Source organism: Mycobacterium sp. H4Y (assembly GCF_000364405.1).
Taxonomy (GTDB): Bacteria; Actinomycetota; Actinomycetes; order Mycobacteriales; family Mycobacteriaceae; genus Mycobacterium; species Mycobacterium intracellulare.
In genome coordinates this window covers 646,591-669,090 of sequence record NZ_AKIG01000003.1, presented here as the reverse complement: position 1 = coordinate 669,090, position 22,500 = coordinate 646,591, and the positions used below count along the sequence as shown (strand labels likewise).

Annotated in this window: 23 protein-coding genes; 8 read left to right on the top strand and 15 right to left on the bottom strand. The window is 66.9% G+C overall.

Features of this window, described 5'->3' with window-relative positions; all coding sequences use genetic code 11:
* Position 1 precedes the first annotated feature (1 nt).
* From W7U_RS24145 to W7U_RS24135, 3 genes are read left to right on the top strand one after another with little or no spacing between them, the layout of a single operon-like run.
* Positions 2-1,066: a thiolase domain-containing protein gene (locus W7U_RS24145; RefSeq protein WP_008263700.1), complete on the top strand. Its 1,065-nt coding sequence runs from the start codon at positions 2-4 to the stop codon at positions 1,064-1,066.
* Positions 1,066-2,265 (top strand): thiolase domain-containing protein, encoded by a 1,200-nt coding sequence (locus W7U_RS24140; protein ID WP_008263698.1) that lies wholly within the window; start codon positions 1,066-1,068, stop codon positions 2,263-2,265. The genes W7U_RS24145 and W7U_RS24140 overlap by 1 nt, the downstream gene beginning before the upstream one ends.
* Positions 2,266-2,272: 7 nt before the next feature.
* Complete coding sequence (locus tag W7U_RS24135) at positions 2,273-2,680, top strand: nuclear transport factor 2 family protein (protein WP_008263695.1); 408 nt, start codon at positions 2,273-2,275, stop codon at positions 2,678-2,680.
* Here the strand turns inward: W7U_RS24135 and W7U_RS24130 are convergent.
* Positions 2,677-3,201, bottom strand: coding sequence for a gamma carbonic anhydrase family protein (locus W7U_RS24130; RefSeq protein WP_008263694.1), 525 nt, complete (start codon positions 3,199-3,201; stop codon positions 2,677-2,679). The genes W7U_RS24135 and W7U_RS24130 overlap by 4 nt on opposite strands.
* Before the next feature lie 115 nt (positions 3,202-3,316).
* Here W7U_RS24130 and W7U_RS24125 point away from each other — a divergent pair, with 115 nt between their 5' ends.
* Together W7U_RS24125 and W7U_RS24120 are read left to right on the top strand one after the other, a co-directional pair.
* Positions 3,317-4,474: a Rieske 2Fe-2S domain-containing protein gene (locus W7U_RS24125; protein WP_008263691.1), complete on the top strand. Its 1,158-nt coding sequence runs from the start codon at positions 3,317-3,319 to the stop codon at positions 4,472-4,474.
* 5 nt (positions 4,475-4,479) lie between these two features.
* A complete protein-coding gene (locus W7U_RS24120) occupies positions 4,480-4,932 on the top strand; it encodes a hypothetical protein (protein ID WP_008263689.1) in 453 nt (150 codons plus the stop codon).
* A gap of 194 nt (positions 4,933-5,126) precedes the next feature.
* Here W7U_RS24120 and W7U_RS24115 read toward each other — a convergent pair whose 3' ends face one another.
* From W7U_RS24115 to W7U_RS24085, 7 genes are all read right to left on the bottom strand, one after another.
* Positions 5,127-6,272: a sulfotransferase gene (locus W7U_RS24115; protein ID WP_008263688.1), complete on the bottom strand. Its 1,146-nt coding sequence runs from the start codon at positions 6,270-6,272 to the stop codon at positions 5,127-5,129.
* 52 nt (positions 6,273-6,324) lie between these two features.
* Positions 6,325-7,107 (bottom strand): SDR family oxidoreductase, encoded by a 783-nt coding sequence (locus tag W7U_RS24110; RefSeq protein WP_008263686.1) that lies wholly within the window; start codon positions 7,105-7,107, stop codon positions 6,325-6,327.
* Positions 7,104-8,243, bottom strand: coding sequence for a hypothetical protein (locus W7U_RS24105; protein WP_008263684.1), 1,140 nt, complete (start codon positions 8,241-8,243; stop codon positions 7,104-7,106). The genes W7U_RS24110 and W7U_RS24105 overlap by 4 nt, the downstream gene beginning before the upstream one ends.
* 88 nt (positions 8,244-8,331) lie before the next feature.
* The gene (locus W7U_RS24100) at positions 8,332-8,634 is read right to left on the bottom strand and encodes a hypothetical protein (protein WP_008263682.1); all 303 of its coding nucleotides are present in this window, start codon (positions 8,632-8,634) and stop codon (positions 8,332-8,334) included.
* Positions 8,635-8,696: 62 nt separating this feature from the next.
* Positions 8,697-9,755, bottom strand: a complete 1,059-nt coding sequence (dmpG, locus tag W7U_RS24095) for a 4-hydroxy-2-oxovalerate aldolase (protein WP_008263680.1) — start codon at positions 9,753-9,755, stop codon at positions 8,697-8,699.
* The gene (locus W7U_RS24090) at positions 9,752-10,684 is read right to left on the bottom strand and encodes an acetaldehyde dehydrogenase (acetylating) (RefSeq protein ID WP_008263678.1); all 933 of its coding nucleotides are present in this window, start codon (positions 10,682-10,684) and stop codon (positions 9,752-9,754) included. The genes dmpG and W7U_RS24090 overlap by 4 nt, the downstream gene beginning before the upstream one ends.
* 51 nt (positions 10,685-10,735) lie before the next feature.
* Positions 10,736-11,521, bottom strand: a complete 786-nt coding sequence (locus tag W7U_RS24085) for a 2-keto-4-pentenoate hydratase (protein ID WP_008263676.1) — start codon at positions 11,519-11,521, stop codon at positions 10,736-10,738.
* A gap of 73 nt (positions 11,522-11,594) precedes the next feature.
* On the opposite strand from W7U_RS24085, the gene kstD reads away from it, so the two are divergent.
* Both kstD and W7U_RS24075 read left to right on the top strand, forming a co-directional pair.
* Positions 11,595-13,286: a 3-oxosteroid 1-dehydrogenase gene (gene kstD, locus W7U_RS24080; RefSeq protein WP_008263674.1), complete on the top strand. Its 1,692-nt coding sequence runs from the start codon at positions 11,595-11,597 to the stop codon at positions 13,284-13,286.
* Positions 13,287-13,291: 5 nt separating this feature from the next.
* On the top strand, positions 13,292-14,152 hold the full coding sequence (locus W7U_RS24075; RefSeq protein ID WP_008263672.1) for a MaoC/PaaZ C-terminal domain-containing protein: 861 nt from the start codon (positions 13,292-13,294) through the stop codon (positions 14,150-14,152).
* Positions 14,153-14,201: 49 nt separating this feature from the next.
* Here the strand turns inward: W7U_RS24075 and W7U_RS24070 are convergent, their stop codons facing one another.
* From W7U_RS24070 to W7U_RS24040, 7 genes are all read right to left on the bottom strand, one after another.
* A complete protein-coding gene (locus W7U_RS24070; protein WP_008263670.1) occupies positions 14,202-15,077 on the bottom strand; it encodes a hypothetical protein in 876 nt (291 codons plus the stop codon).
* Between the two features lie 118 nt (positions 15,078-15,195).
* Complete coding sequence (locus W7U_RS24065) at positions 15,196-16,377, bottom strand: lipid-transfer protein (RefSeq protein ID WP_008263667.1); 1,182 nt, start codon at positions 16,375-16,377, stop codon at positions 15,196-15,198.
* Positions 16,378-16,779 (bottom strand): MaoC family dehydratase, encoded by a 402-nt coding sequence (locus tag W7U_RS24060; RefSeq protein ID WP_008263666.1) that lies wholly within the window; start codon positions 16,777-16,779, stop codon positions 16,378-16,380.
* Positions 16,776-17,738 (bottom strand): bifunctional MaoC family dehydratase N-terminal/OB-fold nucleic acid binding domain-containing protein, encoded by a 963-nt coding sequence (locus W7U_RS24055; protein ID WP_008263664.1) that lies wholly within the window; start codon positions 17,736-17,738, stop codon positions 16,776-16,778. The genes W7U_RS24060 and W7U_RS24055 overlap by 4 nt, the downstream gene beginning before the upstream one ends.
* Positions 17,735-18,898 (bottom strand): acyl-CoA dehydrogenase FadE29, encoded by a 1,164-nt coding sequence (gene fadE29, locus W7U_RS24050; RefSeq protein WP_008263658.1) that lies wholly within the window; start codon positions 18,896-18,898, stop codon positions 17,735-17,737. The genes W7U_RS24055 and fadE29 overlap by 4 nt, the downstream gene beginning before the upstream one ends.
* Entirely contained in the window at positions 18,889-19,902 is a 1,014-nt protein-coding gene (locus W7U_RS24045) for an acyl-CoA dehydrogenase family protein (RefSeq protein WP_008263657.1), read from the bottom strand. Before W7U_RS24045 ends, fadE29 begins: the two co-directional genes overlap by 10 nt.
* 19 nt (positions 19,903-19,921) lie before the next feature.
* Positions 19,922-21,172 (bottom strand): cytochrome P450, encoded by a 1,251-nt coding sequence (locus W7U_RS24040; protein WP_009956913.1) that lies wholly within the window; start codon positions 21,170-21,172, stop codon positions 19,922-19,924.
* 159 nt (positions 21,173-21,331) lie between these two features.
* Between W7U_RS24040 and W7U_RS24035 the strand changes: the two genes are divergently transcribed.
* Positions 21,332-22,495 carry a steroid 3-ketoacyl-CoA thiolase gene (locus W7U_RS24035; RefSeq protein WP_008263648.1) on the top strand — a complete coding sequence of 388 codons (1,164 nt, stop codon included), beginning with the start codon at positions 21,332-21,334 and terminating at the stop codon, positions 22,493-22,495.
* The last annotated feature ends 5 nt before the right edge of the window (positions 22,496-22,500 follow it).

Genomic DNA, 22,500 nt, shown 5'->3' with positions numbered 1-22,500 from the left:
TATGAGCGCTCGCAACGTTGCGGTCGTCGGCTTCGCCCACGCACCACACGTCCGCCGCACCGACGGCACCACCAACGGCGTCGAGATGTTGATACCGTGCTTCGCCCAGCTCTACGAGGAGCTGGGCATCGAGCGGACTGACATCGGCTTCTGGTGCTCCGGATCGTCCGATTACCTTGCCGGACGGGCCTTTTCGTTCATCTCGGCGATCGACTCCATCGGCGCCGTTCCGCCGATCAACGAATCGCACGTCGAGATGGACGCGGCCTGGGCCCTCTACGAGGCCTACATCAAGCTGTTGACCGGTGAGGTCGACACCGCGCTGGTGTACGGCTTCGGCAAGTCCTCGGCCGGGGTCCTGCGCCAGATCCTGTCGCGGCAGACCGACCCTTACACCGTCGCGCCGTTGTGGCCCGATTCGATCTCGATGGCCGGGCTGCAGGCCCGCATCGGGCTCGACAGCGGCAAGTGGACCGAGGAGCAGATGGCGCGCGTGGCCTTCGACTCCTTCGCGAACGCGCGGCGGGTGGACAAGGTCGAGGGGTCGATCAGCGTGGCCGAACTGCTCGAACGGCCGTTTTTCGCCGACCCGCTGCGGCGCCACGACATCGCGCCGATCACCGACGGCGCCGCGGCGATCGTGCTCGCTGCCGGCGACCGGGCACGCGAACTGCGCGAAAACCCCGCCTGGATCACGGGAATCGAGCACCGCATCGAGACCCCGTCGCTGGGCGCGCGCGACCTCACCGAATCCCCGTCGACCAAGGCCGCGGCCCACGTGGCCACCGGCGGCAGGACCGACAACCTGGACGTGGCGGAGATCTGCGCGCCCTTCACCCACCAGCACCTGATCATCGAGGAAGCCATCCGGATACCGGGACCGACCAAGGTCAATCCGTCCGGTGGCGCGCTGGCGGCCAATCCCATGTTCGTCGCCGGCCTCGAGCGCATCGGCTTTGCAGCACAACACATCTGGAATGGTTCGGCTGAGCGGGTGCTCGCGCACGCCACCAGCGGGCCTGCGCTACAACAGAACCTGGTCGCGGTCATGGAAGGGAAGAACTAATGGCCGGTGCAGGGCCAAACATCGCTGCGGTACTGGGTACCGGACAGACGAAGTACGTCGCCAAGCGCCAGGACGTTTCGATGAACGGCCTGGTGCGCGAGGCGATCGATCGGGCGCTGGCCGACTCGGGTTGCACGTTCGACGACATCGATGCCGTCGTGGTCGGCAAGGCGCCGGACTTCTTCGAGGGCGTCATGATGCCCGAGCTGTTCATGGCCGACGCCATGGGCGCCACGGGCAAGCCGCTGATCCGGGTGCACACCGCGGGATCGGTCGGTGGCTCCACCGGCGTGGTGGCCGCCAGTCTGGTGCAGTCCGGCAAGTACCGGCGCGTGCTGGCGATGGCCTGGGAGAAGCAGTCGGAGTCAAACGCCATGTGGGCGTTGTCAATCCCGATTCCCTTCATCAAGCCGGTGGGCGCCGGCGCGGGCGGCTACTTCGCCCCGCACGTGCGCTCGTACATCCGTCGTTCCGGGGCGCCCACCAACATCGGTGCCATCGTCGCGGTCAAGGACCGGCTCAACGGCGCCCGCAACCCCCTGGCGCACCTGCACCAGCCCGACATCACCGTGGAGAAGGTGATGGCGTCGCCGATGCTGTGGGACCCGATCCGCTACGACGAGACCTGCCCGTCCTCCGACGGCGCGGCGGCGGTCGTGATCGGCAACGAGGAGGCCGCCGAAGCCCGCCTGGCGCAGGGCAATCCGGTGGCATGGATCCACGCCACGGCGCTGCGCACCGAACCGCTGCAGTTCTCCGGGCGCGACCAGGTCAGCCCGCAGGCCGGCCGCGACGCGGCCGCCGCGCTGTGGAAGGCCGCCGGCATCACGAGCCCCATCGACGAGATCGACGCCGCGGAGATCTACGTGCCGTTCTCCTGGTTCGAGCCGATGTGGTTGGAAAACCTCGGGTTTGCGCCCGAAGGCGAAGGCTGGAAGCTCACCGAAGCGGGCGAGACCAAGATCGGCGGCCGGCTACCGGTGAACCCGTCGGGCGGCGTGCTGTCGTCGAACCCGATCGGCGCCTCGGGCCTGATCCGCTTCGCCGAGGCGGCGATCCAGGTCATGGGCAAGGGCGGCGACCACCAGGTGCCCAACGCGCGAAAGGCGTTGGGACACGCCTACGGCGGCGGCTCGCAGTACTACTCCATGTGGGTGGTCGGCGCCGACAAGCCGACGCCCCAAAAAGTCGACGCGTGAGCACGCGATGACCAAGCATCCCGCGCACGAGGCCGGCCGCCGCTCCCGCGAGGCGGTGGCGGCCCGGGACAAGGATGCCTGGCTGGCGGTGTTCGCCGACGACGCCATCGTCGAGGACCCGATCGGCCCCTCCGCGTTCGACCCCGAGGGCAAAGGGCATCGGGGCCGCGACGCGATTTCGGCCTTCTGGGACAAGGCGATCGCCCCGACCACCAAGATCGAGTTCGTTTTCCGCGATACCTATCAGTGCGGCAACGAGGAAGCCAACGTCGGGCACATCCTCATCACGACGGGTGAATACCAGACGACCGCCGAGGGCGTGTTCACCTACAAGGCCAACGACGAGGGCAAGCTGGTGGCCCTGCGCGCGTATTGGGAGATGGACCGCGCGGCGGCCAACACCCGCAAGGTCTAGATCGGCTCCAGCCCGGCCAGATGCCGCTGGGCGAGGTCGCGGTAGGCCTGCGGATTGAGCTTGAGCCACATCTCGGCGCCGGTGCCGGCCACCGGGCCCTTGATTTGAGCCGGGGCGCCGACCGCGAGCATCCCGGCCGGGATCTGGGTGCCGGCGGTGACCAGCGAGTGCGCGGCGACCAGGCTGCGCGCCCCGATCACCGCCCCGTCCAAAACGGTGGCGTGATTGGCGATCAACGCCTCCGGTCCCACGTGCGCCCCGTGGACGACGCACAGATGCGCGACCGTCGCGCCCGGACCGATGTCCACCGGGATGCCGGGAGGCGCGTGCAGCACGGACCCGTCCTGCACATTGGCGCCCTCCCGCACCACGATGGGCCCGTAGTCGCCGCGCAGCACGGCGTTGAACCAGATCGAGGCCCCCGCCTCCACGACGACGTCACCGATCAAAGTGGCGGTCGGGGCGACGAAAGCGGTGGGATCGACCCGTGGTGCGCGGCCCTCGAATGCAAACAGCGGCATCGTCTACGTATACCCCAACACGCATATGTCCCAGCCAGGCTCGCCGTCGTTGCGCGCCCCCGCCGCAAAACTGTAACGTGTTCTAGTTAGAGGGCTATTAGTTGGAGGTGGACAGGTGAGTACCGACACCAAGGCGGTCGGCATCCGGGAGATCGATCCCGGCGCCTTGCCGACCAGGTACGCCCGCGGCTGGCACTGCCTGGGCGTCGCAAAGGACTTCCAGGACGGTAAGCCGCATTCGATCGAGGCTTTCGGCACCAAGCTGGTGGTCTTCGCCGACTCCCACGGGGACATCAAGGTCCTCGACGGCTATTGCCGGCACATGGGCGGTGATCTGTCGGAGGGCACCATCAAGGGCGACGAGGTGGCCTGCCCCTTCCACGACTGGCGCTGGGGCGGCGACGGCCGCTGCAAGCTGGTGCCGTACGCCAAGCGCACGCCCAAGACGGCCCGCACCCGGTCGTGGACGACCGACGTCCGCGGCGGCCTGCTGTTCGTCTGGCACGACCACGAAAACAATCCGCCGGACCCCGCCGTGCGGATCCCGGAGATCCCGGAGGCCCACAGCGACGAGTGGACCGATTGGCGGTGGAACAGCATCCTCATCGAGGGGTCCAACTGCCGCGACATCATCGACAACGTCACCGACATGGCGCACTTCTTCTACATCCATTTCGGGTTGCCGACGTACTTCAAGAACGTCTTCGAGGGACACATCGCCTCGCAGTACCTGCACAACGTGGGCCGGCCCGACGTGAACGACCTCGGCACGTCTTACGGTGAGGCGCACCTGGATTCCGAGGCGTCCTACTTCGGGCCCTCCTTCATGATCAACTGGTTGCACAACAGCTACGGCGGCTACAAGGCCGAGTCGATCCTGATCAACTGCCACTACCCGGTGACCCAGAACTCGTTCGTGCTGCAGTGGGGTGTCATCGTCGAAAAGCCCAAGGGCATGGACGAAAAGATGACCGACAAGCTGTCGAAGGTGTTCACCGAGGGCGTCAGCAAGGGCTTTTTGCAGGACGTCGAGATCTGGAAGCACAAGACCCGCATCGACAATCCGCTGCTCGTCGAAGAGGACGGAGCCGTCTACCAGCTACGCCGCTGGTATCAGCAGTTCTATGTCGACGTCGCCGACATCGAGCCGGAAATGGTGGAACGCTTCGAGATCGAGGTCGACACCACCCGCGCCAACGAGTACTGGAATTCCGAGGTCTCCGAGAACCTCAAGGCCAAGGAATCCGAGGACGTTCCGGCCGAGCAGCACTAGGCATCATGGCCGACGATCAGCCGCAGGTACCTGACGTCGATCGGCTCGCGCGGTCGATGTTGCAGCTGCACGGCGATCATCACGACCACGAGGAGAAGCCCGCCGGCAACGGCGGGGGGTCCCGATCGTGGTCGAAGTCAAGGGATTTCGCCAACGATCCCCAGCGCGCGGCCGCCGTGGCCGCAGCCAGCCGCGCTGACCGCGAGCGCTATCTCAACTCGGGTCTGTTGCCGGTGGACTGCCGTTTCTGCCACGTCCGCGTCACGGTGCGCAGGCTCGGGCCGGGACACACTGCGGTGCAATGGAATACCGAGGCCTGGCAGCGTTGCGCGCACTTCACCGAGGTGCGCGAGTCCGGCGGTGACACCGCGCGCACCCGGTCCTGCCCCAAACTGAGCGACAGCATCGAGCATGCGGTCGCCGAGGGCTACCTCGAAGACGAGCCAGACGAGCACTGAGCGACGGTCGCGGTTCGTCATAGCCCGTCGGAACCGAGCCGGCACCCGGAAGCCATGGGCGTTATGCCCACCTCCGAGCGACAACCGGCAGGGGGCGCGGATGGATTGGCGCGGATGGATTCGCGGCTTTGTCGCTCGGAGGTGGGCAAAAGGCGCGTCCATCGGACCGGAAACTCCTGTGGCGCCTGTGATTTCTACAGCCCCGCGAACCGCTCCTTGACCGTCTCGACGCTCAGGCCGTAGTCGGCCAGCGAGTACGAGTGCTTGGGCGCCCGCGCGCCGGACTGGCTGTCGGCGTGCGTCTTTTCCATGGCCGCCTTGGCCTCTTCGGTCAACGTCATCCCGAAGTGCCGGTAGATGTCGGCCACCGTGCCCATCGGGTCGGCGATCAGCTCCTTGTAGTCCACGTCGTAGAACTGCGACGGGCTGTATTTGGCCCGCGCGGTGTTGAACCGCTCCAGGCCCCGCGACCACGTTTCCATTGCGTCAGCGCCGATCTGGGCGCCGGTGAACGACGTCGACCATCCCTCGGCGGTGTGCTGCGCCAGCGAGCACATCGAGGCCATGATCGTCTCGACCGGACGATGGGTCTGGATCACCAACGCGTCGGGATAGGTCGCCATCAGCGCGTCCAGCGCGAACAGGTGGCTGGGATTCTTCAGCACCCACCGCTTGTCGGCGTCGTTGAGTCCGATCAGCTGAAGGTTGCGGCGGTGCCGCTGATACGACGGCGTCCAGTCCTGCCGCGAGAGCCACTGCGAATAGGTGGGCAGGTGCGCCAGCGTCTCGTAGGACGCCGAATGCAGCGACTGCCGCAGCAGCTGCCAGCACTCCTCCAGCTCGTACGCCGCCATGAAATGCAGACCGGTGTAGTCCGGGTTTTCGGCATGATGCTTCTCGAACTGCGCGTTCAGTTGGCTGTAAAACGGGTTGGAATCCCAGGTTTCACGAGGCGGGCGCGGCTGCGGGAATTCGGCCAACCACAGATGCAGGCCCTGGTGCGCGGGATCGGCGCCCAGCAGCCGATGCAAGGCGGTGGTGCCGGTGCGCACCAGTCCCGTGACGAAGATCGGCCGCTCGATGACGACGTCCGCGTGCTGCGGGTATTGCTTCCACGCCGCTTCGGACAGCAGCCTGGCCACCAGCGCACCGCGCAAAAAGAACCGATTCATCTTGCTGCCCAACGGCGTCAAGTCGGCGTCGCGGCGGTAGGAGTCGAGCAGCACTTCCAGCGCTTCGAGGTAGTTGTCGTCGTTGCTGCCGAAATCGTCCAGCCCGATCATCTTGCTGGCCGACGCCTTCAGGTCGTCAACTGTGCCGACGTCGGTACGCTCAGTCATCGTTGCGCCGCTTCCTCCCCATCGCATCGCTCTGCATCGTCAGCGCCGGACATCAGGTGTGGTACTCCCCGCAATTGACGTCGAGGGTCTGCCCGGTGATGCCACTGGACAGGTCGCTCGCCATGAACAAGATCGCCGAGGCCACCTCGTCCTCGGTCGGCAGCCGCTTCAGGTCGGAGCCCGCCGCGGTGGCCTGGTAGATCTGCTCGGCCGTGGTGCCGTACTTGCCGGCCTGGTGGTTGAAGTAGCCCTGCAGCGTCTCGCCCCAGATATAGCCGGGTGCAACGGAATTGACCCGGATTCCCTGCTCGCCCAGCTCGGTGGCCAGCGAATGAGATATGGACAGCAGCGCGGACTTGGCCATCTTATAGGCGCCGTACTTCGCCTGCGAGTGCCGCAGCACCATGGAGTTGACGTTGACGATCGAGCCCTTCGACTCGGCCAGCGCCGGCGTGAATCCCTGGATGAGCCGCAGGGCGCCCAGCGCGCTGAGTTCGATCGCGTCGCGGATGTGCTGAAAGCTGGTGCCCGAGAAAGGCTTCAGCGACGGTACGCGGAACGCGTTGTTGATCAACACGTCGACCTTGCCGTAGGCCTCCAAGGTGGCATCGACCAGGTTGCTCACCTGATCGTCCTCGGTGATGTCGGTGCGCACCGTGGTCGCCCGGCCTCCGAGGTCGGCGATCTGTTTGGCGACGTCGTCCAGGCGTTCCGGCGTGCGGGCGGCCAGCACCAGGTCGGCGCCTTCCCGTGTGCATCGGTGCGCCAGCGTCGTGCCCAGACCCGGGCCGACGCCGCTGATCACCACCACCTTGCCGTCGAGCAACTTCGTCATCCCAACATCCTTGCCTGAATCTGCTGGTGGCGCAGCGCAATCCGCGCACGCCAGTCGTCCTCGGAAATCTTGTTGTGCTCGAAATACGGCAGCGCCGCCGGCACGGCGTCGATGTCGACCAGCTCTACGGTGGGGCCGTCGGCGTCGGTGAGTTGTCGCGACACCCGCTGCCAGCGGAACTGCAAGATGCCCTTCCGATGCCCGAGGGTCTCCACCCAGTTGGTCACGCCGGGGTTCTGGTCGGCGACGACGATGCGCACCTTGCCGTCCGGATCCGCTTGCGCCTGAGTGTTGTTCAGCGAGGTCTGGTGGTTGATGTAGTCCAGCGAGATGTACCACAGGCTGCCCAGCTGGAAGCCCAGGTAGGGGGCGTCGGTGACCGGGATGGTGATCACCAGCGCCTGGTCGGGCCGCAGCTCGTAGTGCCCCACCGACGAATACTGGGTCGCCAGGCCGCCGGGCGTCAACCGTGGCGCGACCATCGTGTTGACCGGGATGTTGAAGTAGAACCACTGCGGGAACTGCAGCCACGTCTTCACCCGGTTAACCAGCTGCTTTCCCGCTGTGGCAAAACGCTTTTCGATGGTTTCGCGACTCAGCGGCGGCGGCGCGGTGCCCGCGGTGTCCAGCCGGGAGATGGCCAGCGTGCCGCGCTGCGCGGCCCAGTCGCCGTACACCTCGCGGATGACCAGCTGTCCGGGGTCGGTCGGCCGAAACCGCCATTCGAAGCTGCCGTCGGGGGCGATCTGTAGCTCCCGGTCGTCGAAGGCGGCCTGGCTGACGGGCACGTTGTCGTCGGTGTACTCGCCGCCGAGCAGCTGGAAGCTCAGGTCGGTGGTGGTGCCGCGCCTGCCGGTGACGACGTAATCGTGGTTGGCGTGCACCCGGGTGCCGAAGTACAGCGTGTCGGGGTTGTCCAGGCCCATCTTGGTGAACGGCCCGGTCCCCGACTGCAGGAAGGGGTGGTCGCGGTCGTAGTCGAAGGCCAGATGCGTGCAGGCCGCGATACAGCCGGCCAGATATTGGAGCCCTTCGAGCAAGTCGGCTTCGGACTCGATGTGCGGCGCGGCGGCCACCAGCTCCTCGGCCTCAGCGATCGCGTGGGTGAGCGGGCCGGAAAAGGAAGTTACGGACACGCCTAGACGCTAGAACGTGTTCTACTTTTTCGTCAATGGCGAACATTCCCGCGCGTCGGCTGCGGGGTTGCACGACGATGCGGGTTCGCTAGGGCGGGCACGCGTGGGACAGCTGAATCAGGTGCTGGCGTACGTCGGGATGCCGGTTCAGGTAGTCGATCACGCTGCCGTTGCCCCCCTCGCCCTTTGACTTGTCGATCAGCTGCTGATGGAGGTCGGGGTGCCGCTGCAGGTAGGAGTCGATGGAACTGCCCACGTCCTGATTGCACCCGGGATCCGCGCTGGCCACTGGCAGCGCGATCATCGTCGCGGCGGTCGCGGTCAGTAACCCCCCGGCGAGCAGGCCGAAGAGTCCGCGGCCACGAGTACCGACTGTCTTGGATGTGCTCATGCCCACCAGGCTACGCGCGCTACCTTTGCGTAGCCTGTGCGCGCTCTGGGTGAAGCGGCAGGTCAGCGCGCGGCGGCGGCGCCGCTTTCTCGCTCGCGCTTGATCTCCAGCGCGATGTCGATCAGTTGGTCCTCCTGGCCGCCGATGAGCTTGCGCTGGCCGGCCCGGTGCAACAGCTCATGCGGCGGGACGCCGTAGCGCTCACCCTGGCGGATGGCGTGCTTGAGGAAGCTGGAGTACACCCCGGAGTAGCCCATGATCAGGGCGTTGCGGTCGAGCAGGCACTCGGCGGGCATGGCTGGGGCGACGACCTCCTCGGCGGCGTCGGCGATGTCGAAGAAGTCGATGCCGGTCTTGACGCCGATCTTGTCGAACACCCCGATCAGCGCCTCGACGGGGGCGTTGCCCGCCCCGGCCCCGAAGCGGCGGCACGAGCCGTCGATCTGCTTAGCGCCGGCGCGCACGGCCTCGACGCTGTTTGCCACCCCGAGTCCGAGGTTTTCGTGCCCGTGGAAGCCGACCTGGGCGTCGTCACCGAGTTCGGCGACGAGCGCGGCGACGCGGTCGCGCACGCCCTCGAGGACCAGCGCCCCGGCCGAGTCGACCACGTAGACGCACTGGCAGCCCGCGTCGGCCATGATGCGGGCCTGGGCGGCCAGCTTCTCCGGCGAAATGGTGTGGCTCATCATCAAGAAGCCGACGGTTTCCAGGCCGAGTTCGCGGGCCAGGCCGAAGTGCTGGATCGAGACGTCGGCCTCGGTGCAGTGCGTGGCGATCCGGCAGATCGAGCCGCCGTTGTTCTGGGCCTCTTTGATGTCTTCCTTGGTGCCCACGCCGGGCAGCATCAAGAAGGCGATCTTGGCCTCTTTGGCGGTCTCGGCGGCGAGCTTGATCAGCTCCTGCTCGGGGGTCTTGGAGAACCCGTAGTTGAAGCTCGAGCCGCCCAGTCCGTCGCCGTGGGTGACCTCGATGACGGGCACACCCGCGGCGTCCAGGGCGGCCACGATCGCACCGACCTCGTCCTTGGTGAACTGGTGGCGCTTGTGGTGTGAGCCGTCGCGCAGCGACGTGTCCGTCATCCGCACGTCCCAGACCGGGTTGAAGAAGATGTCGGTAGTCATGATTGCGCTCCTCCGGCCGTCGCGGTCAAGGATTCCTTGGCGATCTCCTCGCCGACCTTGGTCGCCGCGGCGGTCATGATGTCCAGGTTGCCCGCATAGGGGGGCAGGTAATCGCCGGCCCCCTCGACCTCGACGAACGTGGTGACCAGCGCCTGGCCGCCAGAGTTGATCGACGGGTCGTCGAACTGCGGGTCGTTGAGCAGCCGGTAGCCGGGAACGTAGGTCTGCACCTCGGCCACCACGTCGTGGATGGACTTGGCGATCGCGTCGCGGTCGGCGTCCTCGGGAATGGCGCAAAAGATGGTGTCGCGCATGATCATCGGCGGATCGGCGGGGTTCAAGATGATGATCGCCTTGCCGCGCTTGGCGCCACCGATGGTCTCCACGCCCTTGCTGGTGGTCTTGGTGAACTCGTCGATGTTGGCCCGGGTTCCCGGCCCCGCCGACAGCGAGGCGACCGAGGCGACGATCTCGGCGTACGGCACCCCACCGAGGTCGGCGACGGCGCGCGACACCGCGTACACGATCGGGATGGTGGCCTGCCCGCCGCAGGTGATCATGTTGACGTTGGGCGCATCCAGGTGCTGGCGCAGGTTGGCCGGCGGGATCACCGCGGGACCCACCGCGGCGGGCGTCAGGTCGACGGCCCGGATGCCGGCAGCCGCGTACTTGGGCGCGGCGTCGCGATGCACATAGGCGCTGGTCGCCTCGAACACCAGATCGGGCTTGTCCGACTGCGCCAGCAACCAGTCCACGCCCTCGTGGGTGGTCTCCAAACCCAGCTTGCGGGCCCGCGCCAGACCCTCGCTTTCGGGGTCGATGCCGACCATCCAGCGCGGCTCCAGCCAGTCCGATCGCAACAACTTGTAAAGCAGGTCAGTGCTGATGTTGCCCGACCCGACAATGGCCACACTCGCCTTAGACGGCATGATGCCCCTTTTCGAACTGCTGAGATTTAAGTTAGTCGATTTAATTCGAGCCTATTCGAACGATAAACGCACAGAACCGAGGCCCGCGAAGTCGGCGACGAACTCGTCGCCCGGGTGCGCGTCGATGGCTCGCGTGCACGATCCGGGCAGCACCACGTCGCCCTTGCGCAACCGCACACCGAACCCGTCGACCTTGCGGGCCAGCCACGCCACCGCGGTGACGGGGTTGCCCAGCACCGCGTCGGTGCGGCCCTCCGCGACGACCTCGCCGTTGCAGCGCAGCACCGCGTCGATCCCCTTGACGTCGATGTCGCGGGGGGAAACCCGGGCCTCGCCGAGCACGAAACCGGCCGACGACGCGTTGTCGGCGATGGTGTCGCACAGCTCGATCTTCCAGTCGGTGATCCGGGTGTCGATCAACTCGATGGACGGGACCAAGGCCTCGGTCGCCGCCAGCACGTCGTCCTCGGTGCAGCCGGCTCCCGGCAGGTCGGCGTTCAATATGAAGCCGACCTCGACCTCCACCCGCGGATACAGGTAGCGGTTCGCCTTGACGGGGGTGTCTTCGAACAACTGCATCTCGTCGAGCAAATGCCCGTAGTCCGGCTCGTCGACGCCCATCATCTGCTGGATGGCTTTCGACGACAGCCCCACCTTGTGGCCCAGCACCCGCGCCCCCTCGGCGACCCGCTGCCGGATATTGATCAGCTGGATCTCGTAGGCGTCGACGACGTCGATGTCCGGGTAGGCCGCGGTCAGCGGGGCGATCGGCTCACCGCTCCGCTCGGCCTGCGCCAAGTCCGCAGCCAGCTCGTCGCGGGTAGCAACACTGAGCATTTTTCTACGTCTCCTCGTACGGTCGACCCGGGCCAGTAGCGGCCGCCCTGGGCAATTCTATAACGTGTTCTACATGTCAGCGCAGGAGTACGACGTCGTCGTGGTCGGGAGCGGCGGGGCCGGCATGGTGGCCGCCCTTACCGCCGCTCACCGGGGTCTTTCCACCATAGTCATCGAAAAGGCCCCGCACTTCGGCGGCTCGACCGCGCGGTCGGGCGGCGGCGTTTGGATCCCAAATAACGAAGTGCTCAAGCGTGACGGGGTCAAGGACACCGCCGAGGCGGCCCGCACCTATCTGCACGGGATCGTCGGCAGCGTCGTCGAGCCCGAACGCATCGACACCTACCTCGAGCGCGGGCCCGAGATGTTGTCGTTCGTGCTCAAGCACACACCGCTGAAGATGTGCTGGGTTCCGCGGTATTCCGACTACTACCCCGAGTCGCCCGGCGGGCGCGCCGAAGGCCGGTCGATCGAGCCGAAGCCGTTCGACGCCCGCAAGCTCGGCGCCGACGAGTCCGGCCTGGAGCCCGCGTACGGCAAAGTGCCGCTCAACGTTGTGGTGATGCAACAGGATTACGTGCGGTTGAACCAACTGAAGCGTCACCCGCGCGGCGTGCTGCGCAGCCTGAAGGTCGGCGCGCGCACGATGTGGGCCAAGGCGACCGGCAAGAACCTCGTCGGCATGGGACGGGCGCTGATCGGACCGCTGCGGATCGGCTTGCAACGCGCCGGCGTTCCGGTGGTGCTCAACACCGCGCTGACCGACCTGTACGTCGAAGACGGCGTCGTGCGCGGGGTCTATGTGCGCGGCGCCGCTGATGCCGAATCGGGTGAGCCCAGGCTGATCCGGGCCCGGCGCGGGGTGATCCTGGCGTCGGGAGGGTTCGAGCACAACGAACAAATGCGGGTGAAATACCAGCGCGCCCCGATCACCACCGAATGGACGGTGGGCGCGGTGGCGAACACCGGCGACGGCATCGTCGCCGCCGAAAAGTTGGGCGCCGGACTGGAATTGATGGAAGACGCCTGGTGGGGCCCGACCGTCCCGCTGGTCGGCGCGCCGTGGTTCGCGCTGTCGGAGCGCAACTCGCCGGGATCGATCATCGTCAACATGTCCGGCAAGCGATTCATGAACGAGTCGATGCCCTACGTCGAGGCCTGCCACCACATGTACGGCGGCGAATATGGCCAGGGACCCGGGCCGGGCGAGAACATCCCCGCGTGGCTGGTCTTCGACCAGCAGTACCGCGACCGCTACATCTTTGCGGGATTGCAGCCCGGACAACGCATTCCGCGCAAGTGGCTGGAATCGGGCGTCATCATCACGGCCGACACGCTGGCGGAGCTGGCCCAGAAGGCCGGCCTTCCGGTGAACGAATTCACCGCCACCGTGGAACGTTTCAACGGTTTCGCGCGCTCCGGCGTCGACGCGGACTTCCACCGCGGCGAGAGCGCCTACGACAGGTACTACGGCGACCCGACCAACAAGCCGAACCCCAACCTCGGCGAGATCAGCCACGCGCCGTACTACGCCGCCAAGATGGTGCCCGGCGACCTGGGCACCAAGGGCGGCATCCGGACCGATGTCCACGGGCGGGCGCTGCGCGACGACGGCAGTATCATCGAAGGCCTTTACGCCGCGGGCAATGTCAGCGCGCCGGTGATGGGCCACACGTACCCCGGTCCGGGTGGCACCATCGGCCCGGCCATGACGTTCGGCTACCTGGCGGCATTGCACATTGCCGGCGGAGCCGGGGAAAGGTAACCGCGATGCCCATCGACGTAGACGTCGCGCTGAACGCCGAGCTGGATCCCATCGAATTCTCTTGGGCCAGCAGCGATGTGCAGCTCTACCACCTCGGGCTCGGCGCGGGCGCCGACCCGATGGATCCGCGCGAGCTGCGCTACCTAGTCGACGACACCCCGCAGGTGCTGCCCACGTTCGGCAACGTGGCCGCCACGTTCCACGCCACGAAGCCGCCGACCGTGCAGTTCCCGGGCATCGACATCGAGCTGAGCAAGGTGCTGCACGCCAGCGAGCGGGTCGAGGTGCCCGGGCCGCTGCCGCCGTCGGGCTCGGCCAAGGCCGTCACCCGGTTCACCGACATCTGGGACAAGGGCAAGGCCGCGGTGATCTGGAGCGAGACGACGGTGACCGCGCCGGACGGCACGCTGTTGTGGACGCAGCGGCGGTCCATCTTCGCCCGCGGCGAGGGCGGCTTCGGCGGCGAGCGCGGCCCGTCGGGGGGTGACGCCGCACCGGAGCGGGCCCCCGACCTGGAGGTCGACGTGCCGATCCTGCCGCAGCAGGCGCTGCTCTACCGGCTGTGTGGCGACCGCAACCCGCTCCACTCCGATCCCGAATTCGCCGCTGCCGCAGGCTTTTCGCAGCCGATCCTGCACGGGCTGTGCACGTACGGCATGACCTGCAAGGCGATCACCGACGCACTGCTCGACGGTGACGCCGCCGCGGTGGCCGCCTACGGTGCGCGTTTCGCCGGGGTGGCATTCCCCGGCGAAACGCTCAAGGTCGGCATCTGGAAGGAGGGCGGCCGCTTTTTGGCCAGCGTTGTCGCGCCCTCGCGCGACAACGCCGTCGTGCTCTCCGGGGTCGAACTCGTCCCGGCCTAGCGGCTTCGGGCGCGCTTCCTCTTTTGCGCCTGTTCCGCCGAGTGCCCGGCTAGCTGGGCGCTCGATTGCGAGCGCCCGCGTGGACGGGAGTTCGGCCGGCACGCGCGGCGAGAACCCTGCGGACAATGTCGGCGGGCCGATCACCAGCGACCACCCGGACTACGATCCAGCCTTTGCGTTGCAGCCGCTCCAAGCGCCGAATATCCCAGCCGAATTGTGAATGATCGCTGCGGTGATGGTCGCCGTCGTACTCGACGGCGACCATGATGTCCTCCCAGCCCATGTCCAGATAGGCCATCGGGCTGGCGAATTCGTCGAGCACCGGGATCTGTGTCTGCGGCTTCGGCAAGCCGGCTTGGATCAAGACAACGCGCAGCCATGACTCTTTGGGCGACTGGGCGCCGGCATCGAATAGCTCCGCCGCCCGCCGCGCTCGCGCAATGCCTCGGCGTCCGGTGTACCTTCGGGCGAGCAGCTCGATATCAGCGGCTTTGATTTCCGTCGCTCGTGCAAGCGCATCGATACCTGCCACGGCGGTCATCGTCGGGTACCAGCAGCCGAGGTCGAGCGCTGTCCGCGTCGGTGATGTAAGCGCTACGCCGTCGATCGTCTCGATTTCGTCCGCTTCGACGGTGTCTCTGTGCAGCTGTATCCCCGCCGCGACATGGTGGTTGTCGTGGATCACCTCCACAGCTCTTCGGTCGTCGATCCATTTGCTCCCGTACAGCGCGGCCGCCGAGAAGCCCGCCACAATCCCCCGTCGGCCTGTCCACAGCCAGCCGGCCTTTGCGCGCACCGCCGCGGTGAGCTCGGCGTCGCGATCAATGTAGACGTCTCGAAACAGCCTGACGTAGCGGGTTTCCAGTCGACTTTTGGTCAGCAGTCCACCCGCAACGGCTTCGCTTCCGACAAATGGCTCGCCCATCGCCGCAGCGTCGCATGCAAAGCCAGCCGCGTCACTTCAGGTGTCGAAAGCCCGGCTGGTCGGGCGTTGGGCGCCGAACGCCCGGCCAGCCGGGCGTTCGGCGGGGGCGAAGCGCGCGCTAGCCGAGGATGAGGCCCGAGGTGGGCACGCCCGTACCCGCGGTGACGAGCACGTGCTCGACGTCGGGCACCGGGTTCACCGAGGTGCCCCGCAGTTGCCGCACACCCTCGGCGATGCCGTTCATGCCGTGGATGTAGGCCTCACCGAGTTGGCCACCATGGGTGTTGATGGGCAGCCGGCCGCCGATCTCGATCGCCCCGTCGGCGATGAAGTCCTTGGCCTCACCGCGACCGCAGAATCCCAACTCCTCCAACTGAATCAGCGTGAACGGAGTGAAGTGGTCATACAGCACGGCGGTCTGGATGTCGCTCGGTTTGAGCCCCGACTGCGCCCACAACTGCTGCCCGACGACCCCCATCTCGGGCAGACCGAGCTCGGGCCGGTAGTAGCTGACCATCGTGTACTGGTCGGGGCTGGAGCCCTGCGCCGCCGCCTCGATGACCGCCGGCCGCTGCTTGAGGTCCTTCGCCCGCTCGGGCGACGTCACCACGATCGCCACCGCCCCGTCGGTCTCCTGGCAGCAGTCCAGCAGCCGCAGCGGCTCGGCGATCCACCGCGAATTCTGGTGGTCTTCAATCGTTATCGGCTTCTCGTAGAAGTAGGCCTTCGGGTTCTTGGCCGCATGCTTGCGGTCGGCCACCGAGATCGCGCCGAAGTCCCGGCTTGTCGCCCCGGACAGGTGCATGTAGCGCTGGGCGATCATCGCGACCTGCGCGGCGGGCGTGGACAGCCCGTGCGGGTAGGAGAACGAGTTGTCCGCCGCGGTCGAATCAGCCTGCACGCCGGCGTTTCCCACCAACCGGGTCTGCACCTGACCGAACCGCATGCCGGATCGCTCGTTGAACGCCCGGTACGCGACGACGACGTCGGCCACGCCGGTGGCCACGGCGAGCGCCGCCTGCTGAACGGTCGCGCAGGCGGCGCCGCCGCCGTAACCGATCTGCGAGAAGAACTTCAGGTCACCGATGCCGACCGCGCGTGCCACAGCGGTCTCGTTGTTGGTGTCCATCGTGAAGGTGGTCAACCCGTCGACATCGGACGGGCTCAGGCCGGCGTCGTCCAGGGCATCCAAGACCGCCTCGGCGGCCAACCGCAGCTCGCTGCGGCCGGAGTCCTTGGAGAAGTCGGTAGCGCCGATCCCGACGATCGCGGCTCGGCCGTTCAATAAGCCCGCTGACATCTATGCGCCCCCGATCGTCAGCGTCACGTTCGCGATGACGTGATCGCCAAGGCTGTTGCGGCCAAACACTTTCAGCGTGATCAGGCCGTCGTCGACGGCCGTCACCTCACCGGAGAACGTCACGGTGTCGTAGGCGTACCACGGCACACCCAGGCGCAGGCCGATCGACTTGATCAGCGCCGTCGGGCCCGCCCAGTCGGTGACGTAGCGCTGCACCAGCCCGGTGTCGGTGAGGATGTTGACGAAGATGTCCTTGGAACCCTTGGCCTGCGCCAGGTCCCGGTCGTGGTGCACGTCCTGAAAGTCCCTGGTGGCCAGGGCCGTCGAGATGATGAACGTCGGCGTGCCATGCAGCTTGAGTTCGGGCAACGTGGTGCCCACTTCGACAACGGGTGCGCTCATGCTTCGTCTCCCATGGGCTCCCAGGCGTAGAGGCTCCACTCGGGCCCGGATTCACCGGCCGGGAAGTCGATATAGGTTGCCCGGACCGGCATTCCGATCTTGACCTCGGCGTGGTCGACGTTGCGCAGCTCGCCGAGCATCCGGACGCCCTCTTCCAGTTCGACCAGTGCGATCACGAACGGCAGCGTGCGCCCGGGTACCTTCGGTGCGTGGTGCACCACGTAGCTGAACACCGTGCCCCGGCCGCTGGCGACCGCGAAATCGATCGGCTCGGCCTTGTCCTGCCACACCGCGGGCACCGGCGGGTGCTGCAGGGCGCCGTCGGGGAGGCGCTGGATACGCAGCTCGTGCGCCGCCACACCCTCCCAGAAGAAGGCGGTGTCGCGTGAGACCGCCGGACGCATCATGGCGTCGGCGTCCAGGTCCTGAGGGACCGATGCGGTCGCGCCGGAATCCTCGCGGGGCCTGAATTTCAGGATCCGCCAGGCCATCTCGGCGACATCCTCGTCGCCGACCCGCCACGTGATGTGCTGGTTGATGAACCAGCCCTCGCCGAGCCCGGTCTGCTTGGGACCGACCACGTCGCGCATCTCGGACACGACGGTGACCTGCTCGCCGGGACGCAGATACCGGTGGTAGGTCTGCTCGCAGTTGGTGGCGACCACGCCGATGTAGCCGGCCTCGTCGAACAGCTGCATGATCGGGCCCATGGGGTCGTCGGTCGGGCGTTCCCCGCCCAGGCCGAACATCGTCCAGACCTGAATCATGGCCGGCGGGGCGACAATTCCGGGATGACCGGCCGCCTTGGCCGCGGCCTCGTCGACGTAGATCGGGTTGCGGTCACCCAGCGCCTCGACCCAGTTGTTGATCGTCGGCTGGTTCACCGGATCCCGGGCCTCGCGCGGGGCAGCGACGACGGTGGCGGTGATCTCCGCAACCGCTTCCTTGATATCGGTCATCGAGGCACCCTCGGCACTTTGAGTCCGGCCGCGGCGATCATCTCGCGCATCACCTCGTTCACACCGCCCCCGAACGTGATCACCAGGTTGCGCTTGGTCTGGGAGTCCAGCCAGTTGAGCAGGTCAGCGGTGTCCGAATCGGCGGGGTTACCGTACTTGCCGACGATCTCCTCGGCGAGCCGACCGATGTACTGAATCTTCTCGGTACCAAAGACTTTGGTCGACGCCGCATCGGCGACGTTGATGTCCTCCCCGGCGGCGGCCACCTGCCAGTTGAGCAGCTCGTTGATGCGCCACATCGCGTGAATCTCGCCGAGCGCGCGCCTGACGTCGGCGTGGTCGATCGGGGTGACCCCGTCACTTCCCGGCTTGGACGCCCAGGCGTGCACCCGGTCGTAGATGCCCGCGGTACGCCCGGCCGGGCCGAGCATGACACGTTCGTTGTTGAGCTGGGTGGTGATCAGCCGCCACCCGCCGTTCTCCTCGCCGACCAGCATGTCGGCGGGCACCCGCACATCGTTGTAATACGTGGCGTTGGTGTGGTGGGCGCCGTCGGACAGGATGATCGGCGTCCAGGAGTAACCGGGATCCTTGGTGTCGACGATCAGGATCGAAATGCCCTTGTGTTTCACGGCTTCGGGGTCCGTGCGGCAGGCCAGCCAGATGTAGTCGGCGTCGTGGGCTCCGGTGGTGAAGACCTTCTGCCCGTTGACGATGTACTCGTCGCCGTGACGCACGGCGGTGGTCCGCAGCGAGGCCAGGTCCGTACCGGCCTCGGGCTCGGTGTAGCCGATCGCGAAGTGCACCTCGCCGGCGAGGATCGCCGGCAGGAACTTCTTCTTCTGCATCTCGCTGCCGAACTGCTGCAGGGTCGGACCGACCGTCTGCAGCGTGACCGCGGGCAGCGGCACGTCGGCGCGATGCGCCTCGTTGACGAAGATCGACTGCTCGATCGGGCCGAAACCCAAGCCGCCGAATTCCTTTGGCCACCCGACGCCGAGCTTGCCGTCCTGGCCCATCCGGCGGATCACCGCGCGGTAGGCCTCGTTGTGACGGTCCTGCTCCATCGCCTTCATCTCGTCGGACGAGATCAGGTTCGAGAAGTATTCCCGCAATTCCGCCTGCAGCTGGCGCTGCTCCGGGGTCAGGTCTATGAACATTGCGCTCCCACCAGATCGAGACGATGAGAAGGACCGCCCAGCAACCGGGTCAGGTCCTTGATCGTGGAGTAGTACCGGTGCATCGGATAGGTGATGTCCATGCCCATGCCGCCGTGCAGGTGATGGCAGAGCTGCATCACCGGCGGCGCCTGCGAGGTGACCCAATACCCCAGGACGTCGAGGTCGTCGTCGGCATCCCGCCCCTCCGACAGCCGCCACACGACCGATTTCGCCACCAAATCGATGGTGCGCGAGGCGATGTAGACCTCGGCGAGCTGTGCGGCCACGGTCTGGAAGGTCGACAGCGGCTTGCCGAATTGCTTGCGGTTGGCCACGTAGTCGGCGGTCAGCCGCAGCGCCCCGGCCACCAGCCCGTCGGCGTAGGCGCCGATGGAAGCCAGCACCAGCTGGTTGACGCGCTGCGCGGTGGCGCCGGCCAAGACGTCGGCGTCCTCGACGGCGACGTCGGTGAACGTGACCGTGTACTCGTCGGAGTCATTGGAGGTCGGCGTCTGGACCACCTCGACGCCGCCGGCCTTCGGCGACACCACGACCACCGCGCTGTCGGCGGTGACGATCATCCAATCCGCTTGTCCGGCATAGCCGACGCCGACCTTGGTGCCCGACAGCCGGCCGCCCGCGAACGTGGTCGACGGCCGGTCCGGCAACGCGGCGCCGGGCTCGTTGAGCGCCGCGGTCAGCACGCCGCCCTTGCCGACGCCCGCCAAAAACCGGTCCTGCTGGTCCTCGGACGCCAGGTCAAGCAGGGGGACCACACCGAAACCCAGGGTGGCCAGGGCCGGCGTGATCGCGCCGTGGCGACCGATCTCCGTCAGCACGGTCGCGACCTCGGGCAATCCCACCCCGTCACCGCCGAGGCGCTCGGGCACCGGCAGCGCCGTCACGCCGCCGTTGACCAAAGCCTCCCAACTCAATTCGCGCTCGAACACCGACGTCACGACGTCGGCGACCGCCTGCTGTGTCGCGGTGAGATCGAAATCCATCGTGGCTTCGGCCGCCATATCAGTGCGCCACCGGGCACTTGCCGGTGTAGTCGACCTGCCAGTGCTTGATGCCGTTGAGCCACCCCGACCGCAGCCGCTCGGGCGCGGAGATCGGCTTGAGGTCCGGCATGTGGTCGGCCACGGCGTTGAAGATCAGGCTGATCGTCATCCGGGCCAGGTTGGCGCCGATGCAGTAGTGGGCACCGGTGCCGCCAAAGCCCACGTGCGGGTTGGGGTTTCGCATGATGTTGAAGCTGTGCGGATCCTCGAAGACCTCTTCGTCGAAGTTGGCCGAGCGGTAGAACATCACGACCCGCTGGCCCTTCTTGATCTGCACACCGGACAGCTCGTAGTCCTCCAGCGCGGTCCGCTGGAACGCGGTGACCGGCGTTGCCCACCGGACGATTTCGTCGGGCGCGGTGTCCGGGCGCTCCTTCTTGAACAGCTCCCACTGGTCGGGGTTGTCCGCGAACGCGATCATGCCGTGCGTGATCGAGTTCCGGGTGGTTTCGTTGCCCGCGACGGCCAGCATGACCACGAAGAACCCGAATTCGTCGTCGGAGAGCTTCTCGCCGTCGATGTCGGCCTGGATCAGCTGGGTGACGATGTCGTCGCCGGGGTTCTTGGCGCGCTCCTCGGCCATCTTCATCGCGTACATGATCAGCTCGGCCGAGGACATCGCGGGATCGATGTGCGCGTACTCGGGGTCTTCGTTGCCGGTCATCTCGTTGGACCAGCGGAAGATCTTGTCCCGATCCTCCTGCGGAACGCCCAGCAGACCCGCGATGGCCTGCAGCGGCAGCTCACAGGAGACCTGCTCGACGAAGTCGCCGGAGCCCGACGAGGCGGCCGTCTTCGCGATGTTTTGCGCGCGGGCGTCCAACTCGTCGCGCAGCCGTCCGATGGCCCGCGGGGTGAAGCCGCGCGAGATGATCTTGCGCAGCCGGGTGTGGTGCGGGGCGTCCATGTTGAGCATGACGTTGCGCTGCAGGTCGATCTGCTCGCGCGTCATCTCCTGCGGCCACACCGGGATGGCGCAGTCCTGCTGAGACGAGAAGATGTCACTGCGCACAGAGATCTCTTTGACGTCCTTGTGCTTGGTGATGGCCCAATAGCCTTTGTCGCCAAAACCGCCCGTGCCGCCCGGGACGTCTACCCAGAAGATCGGCTCGGACTTGCGCACTTCGGCCAACTCCGCGACCGGGAGGCCTTTGACACTGACGTCCGGATCGAGAAAATCAAACCCGGGCGGAAGATTCGGACTGGGCACGCTACTTCTCCTAACTACAGTCCTCGATGACTCGCGATCCCAGGACACTAGCTGTCCTAGTGATGCTCTGGTGCCAGTAAAACATGCCTCCACCGCAGACAAAAGGCGGCGACGCATCCTCGCTTGTCATAGTAATGAAACGTGTTCTAGCCTGGCGTCATGGGTAACCCGGTAATCGTCGAAGCCACCCGCAGCCCGATCGGCAAGCGCAACGGATGGTTGTCAGGGCTGCACGCCACCGAGCTATTGGGTGCGGTGCAGAAGGCGCTGGTGGAGAAGGCAGGCATCGACGCCGGCGACGTCGAACAGGTCATCGGCGGCTGCGTCACGCAGTACGGCGAACAGTCCAACAACATCAGCCGGGTCAGCTGGCTGGTGGCCGGGCTGCCCGAACACGTCGGCGCCATGACCGTGGACTGCCAGTGCGGCAGCGGCCAGCAGGCCAACGGCCTGGTCGCCGGGCTGATCGCCGCCGGCGCCATCGACATCGGTATCGCGTGCGGCATCGAGGCCATGAGCCGCGTCGGCCTCGGCGCCAACGCGGGCCCCGACCGCAGCATCCTGCGGCCCGCGTCGTGGGACATCGACCTGCCCGACCAGTTCACCGCCGCCGAGCGGATCGCCAAGCGGCGTGGCATCACCCGCGAGGAGATCGACGAGTTCGGCTTCAACTCGCAGGCCAGGGCCAAGCAGGCCTGGGACGAGGGCCGCTTCGACCGTGAGATCTCCCCGATCGAGGCCCCGGCGCTCGACGAGAACAAGCAGCCGACGTCGGAGCGCGTCACCATCTCCCGCGACCAGGGCTTGCGCGAGACGACCCTGTCGGGTCTGAGCGCGCTGAAGCCCGTCCTCGAGGGCGGAATCCACACGGCGGGAACGTCGTCGCAGATCTCCGACGGCGCGGCGGCCGTGCTGTGGATGGACGAGGACAAGGCCAAGGCTCTGGGCCTGCGGCCGCGCGCCCGCATCGTCAGCCAGGCGCTGGTCGGCGCCGAGCCCTACTACCACCTCGACGGACCGGTGCAGTCGACGGCCAAGGTGCTGGAGAAGGCCGGCATGAAGATGGGGGACATCGACCTCGTCGAGATCAACGAGGCGTTCGCCTCGGTGGTGTTGTCCTGGGCGCGGGTGCACGAGCCGGACATGGCCAGGGTCAACGTCAACGGGGGCGCCATCGCGCTCGGCCACCCGGTCGGGTCGACCGGCAGCCGGCTGATCACCACCGCGCTGCACGAGCTGGAGCGCACCGACCAGACCACCGCATTGATCACGATGTGCGCGGGCGGCGCCCTGTCCACCGGCACCATCATCGAGCGCATCTAGTTCCC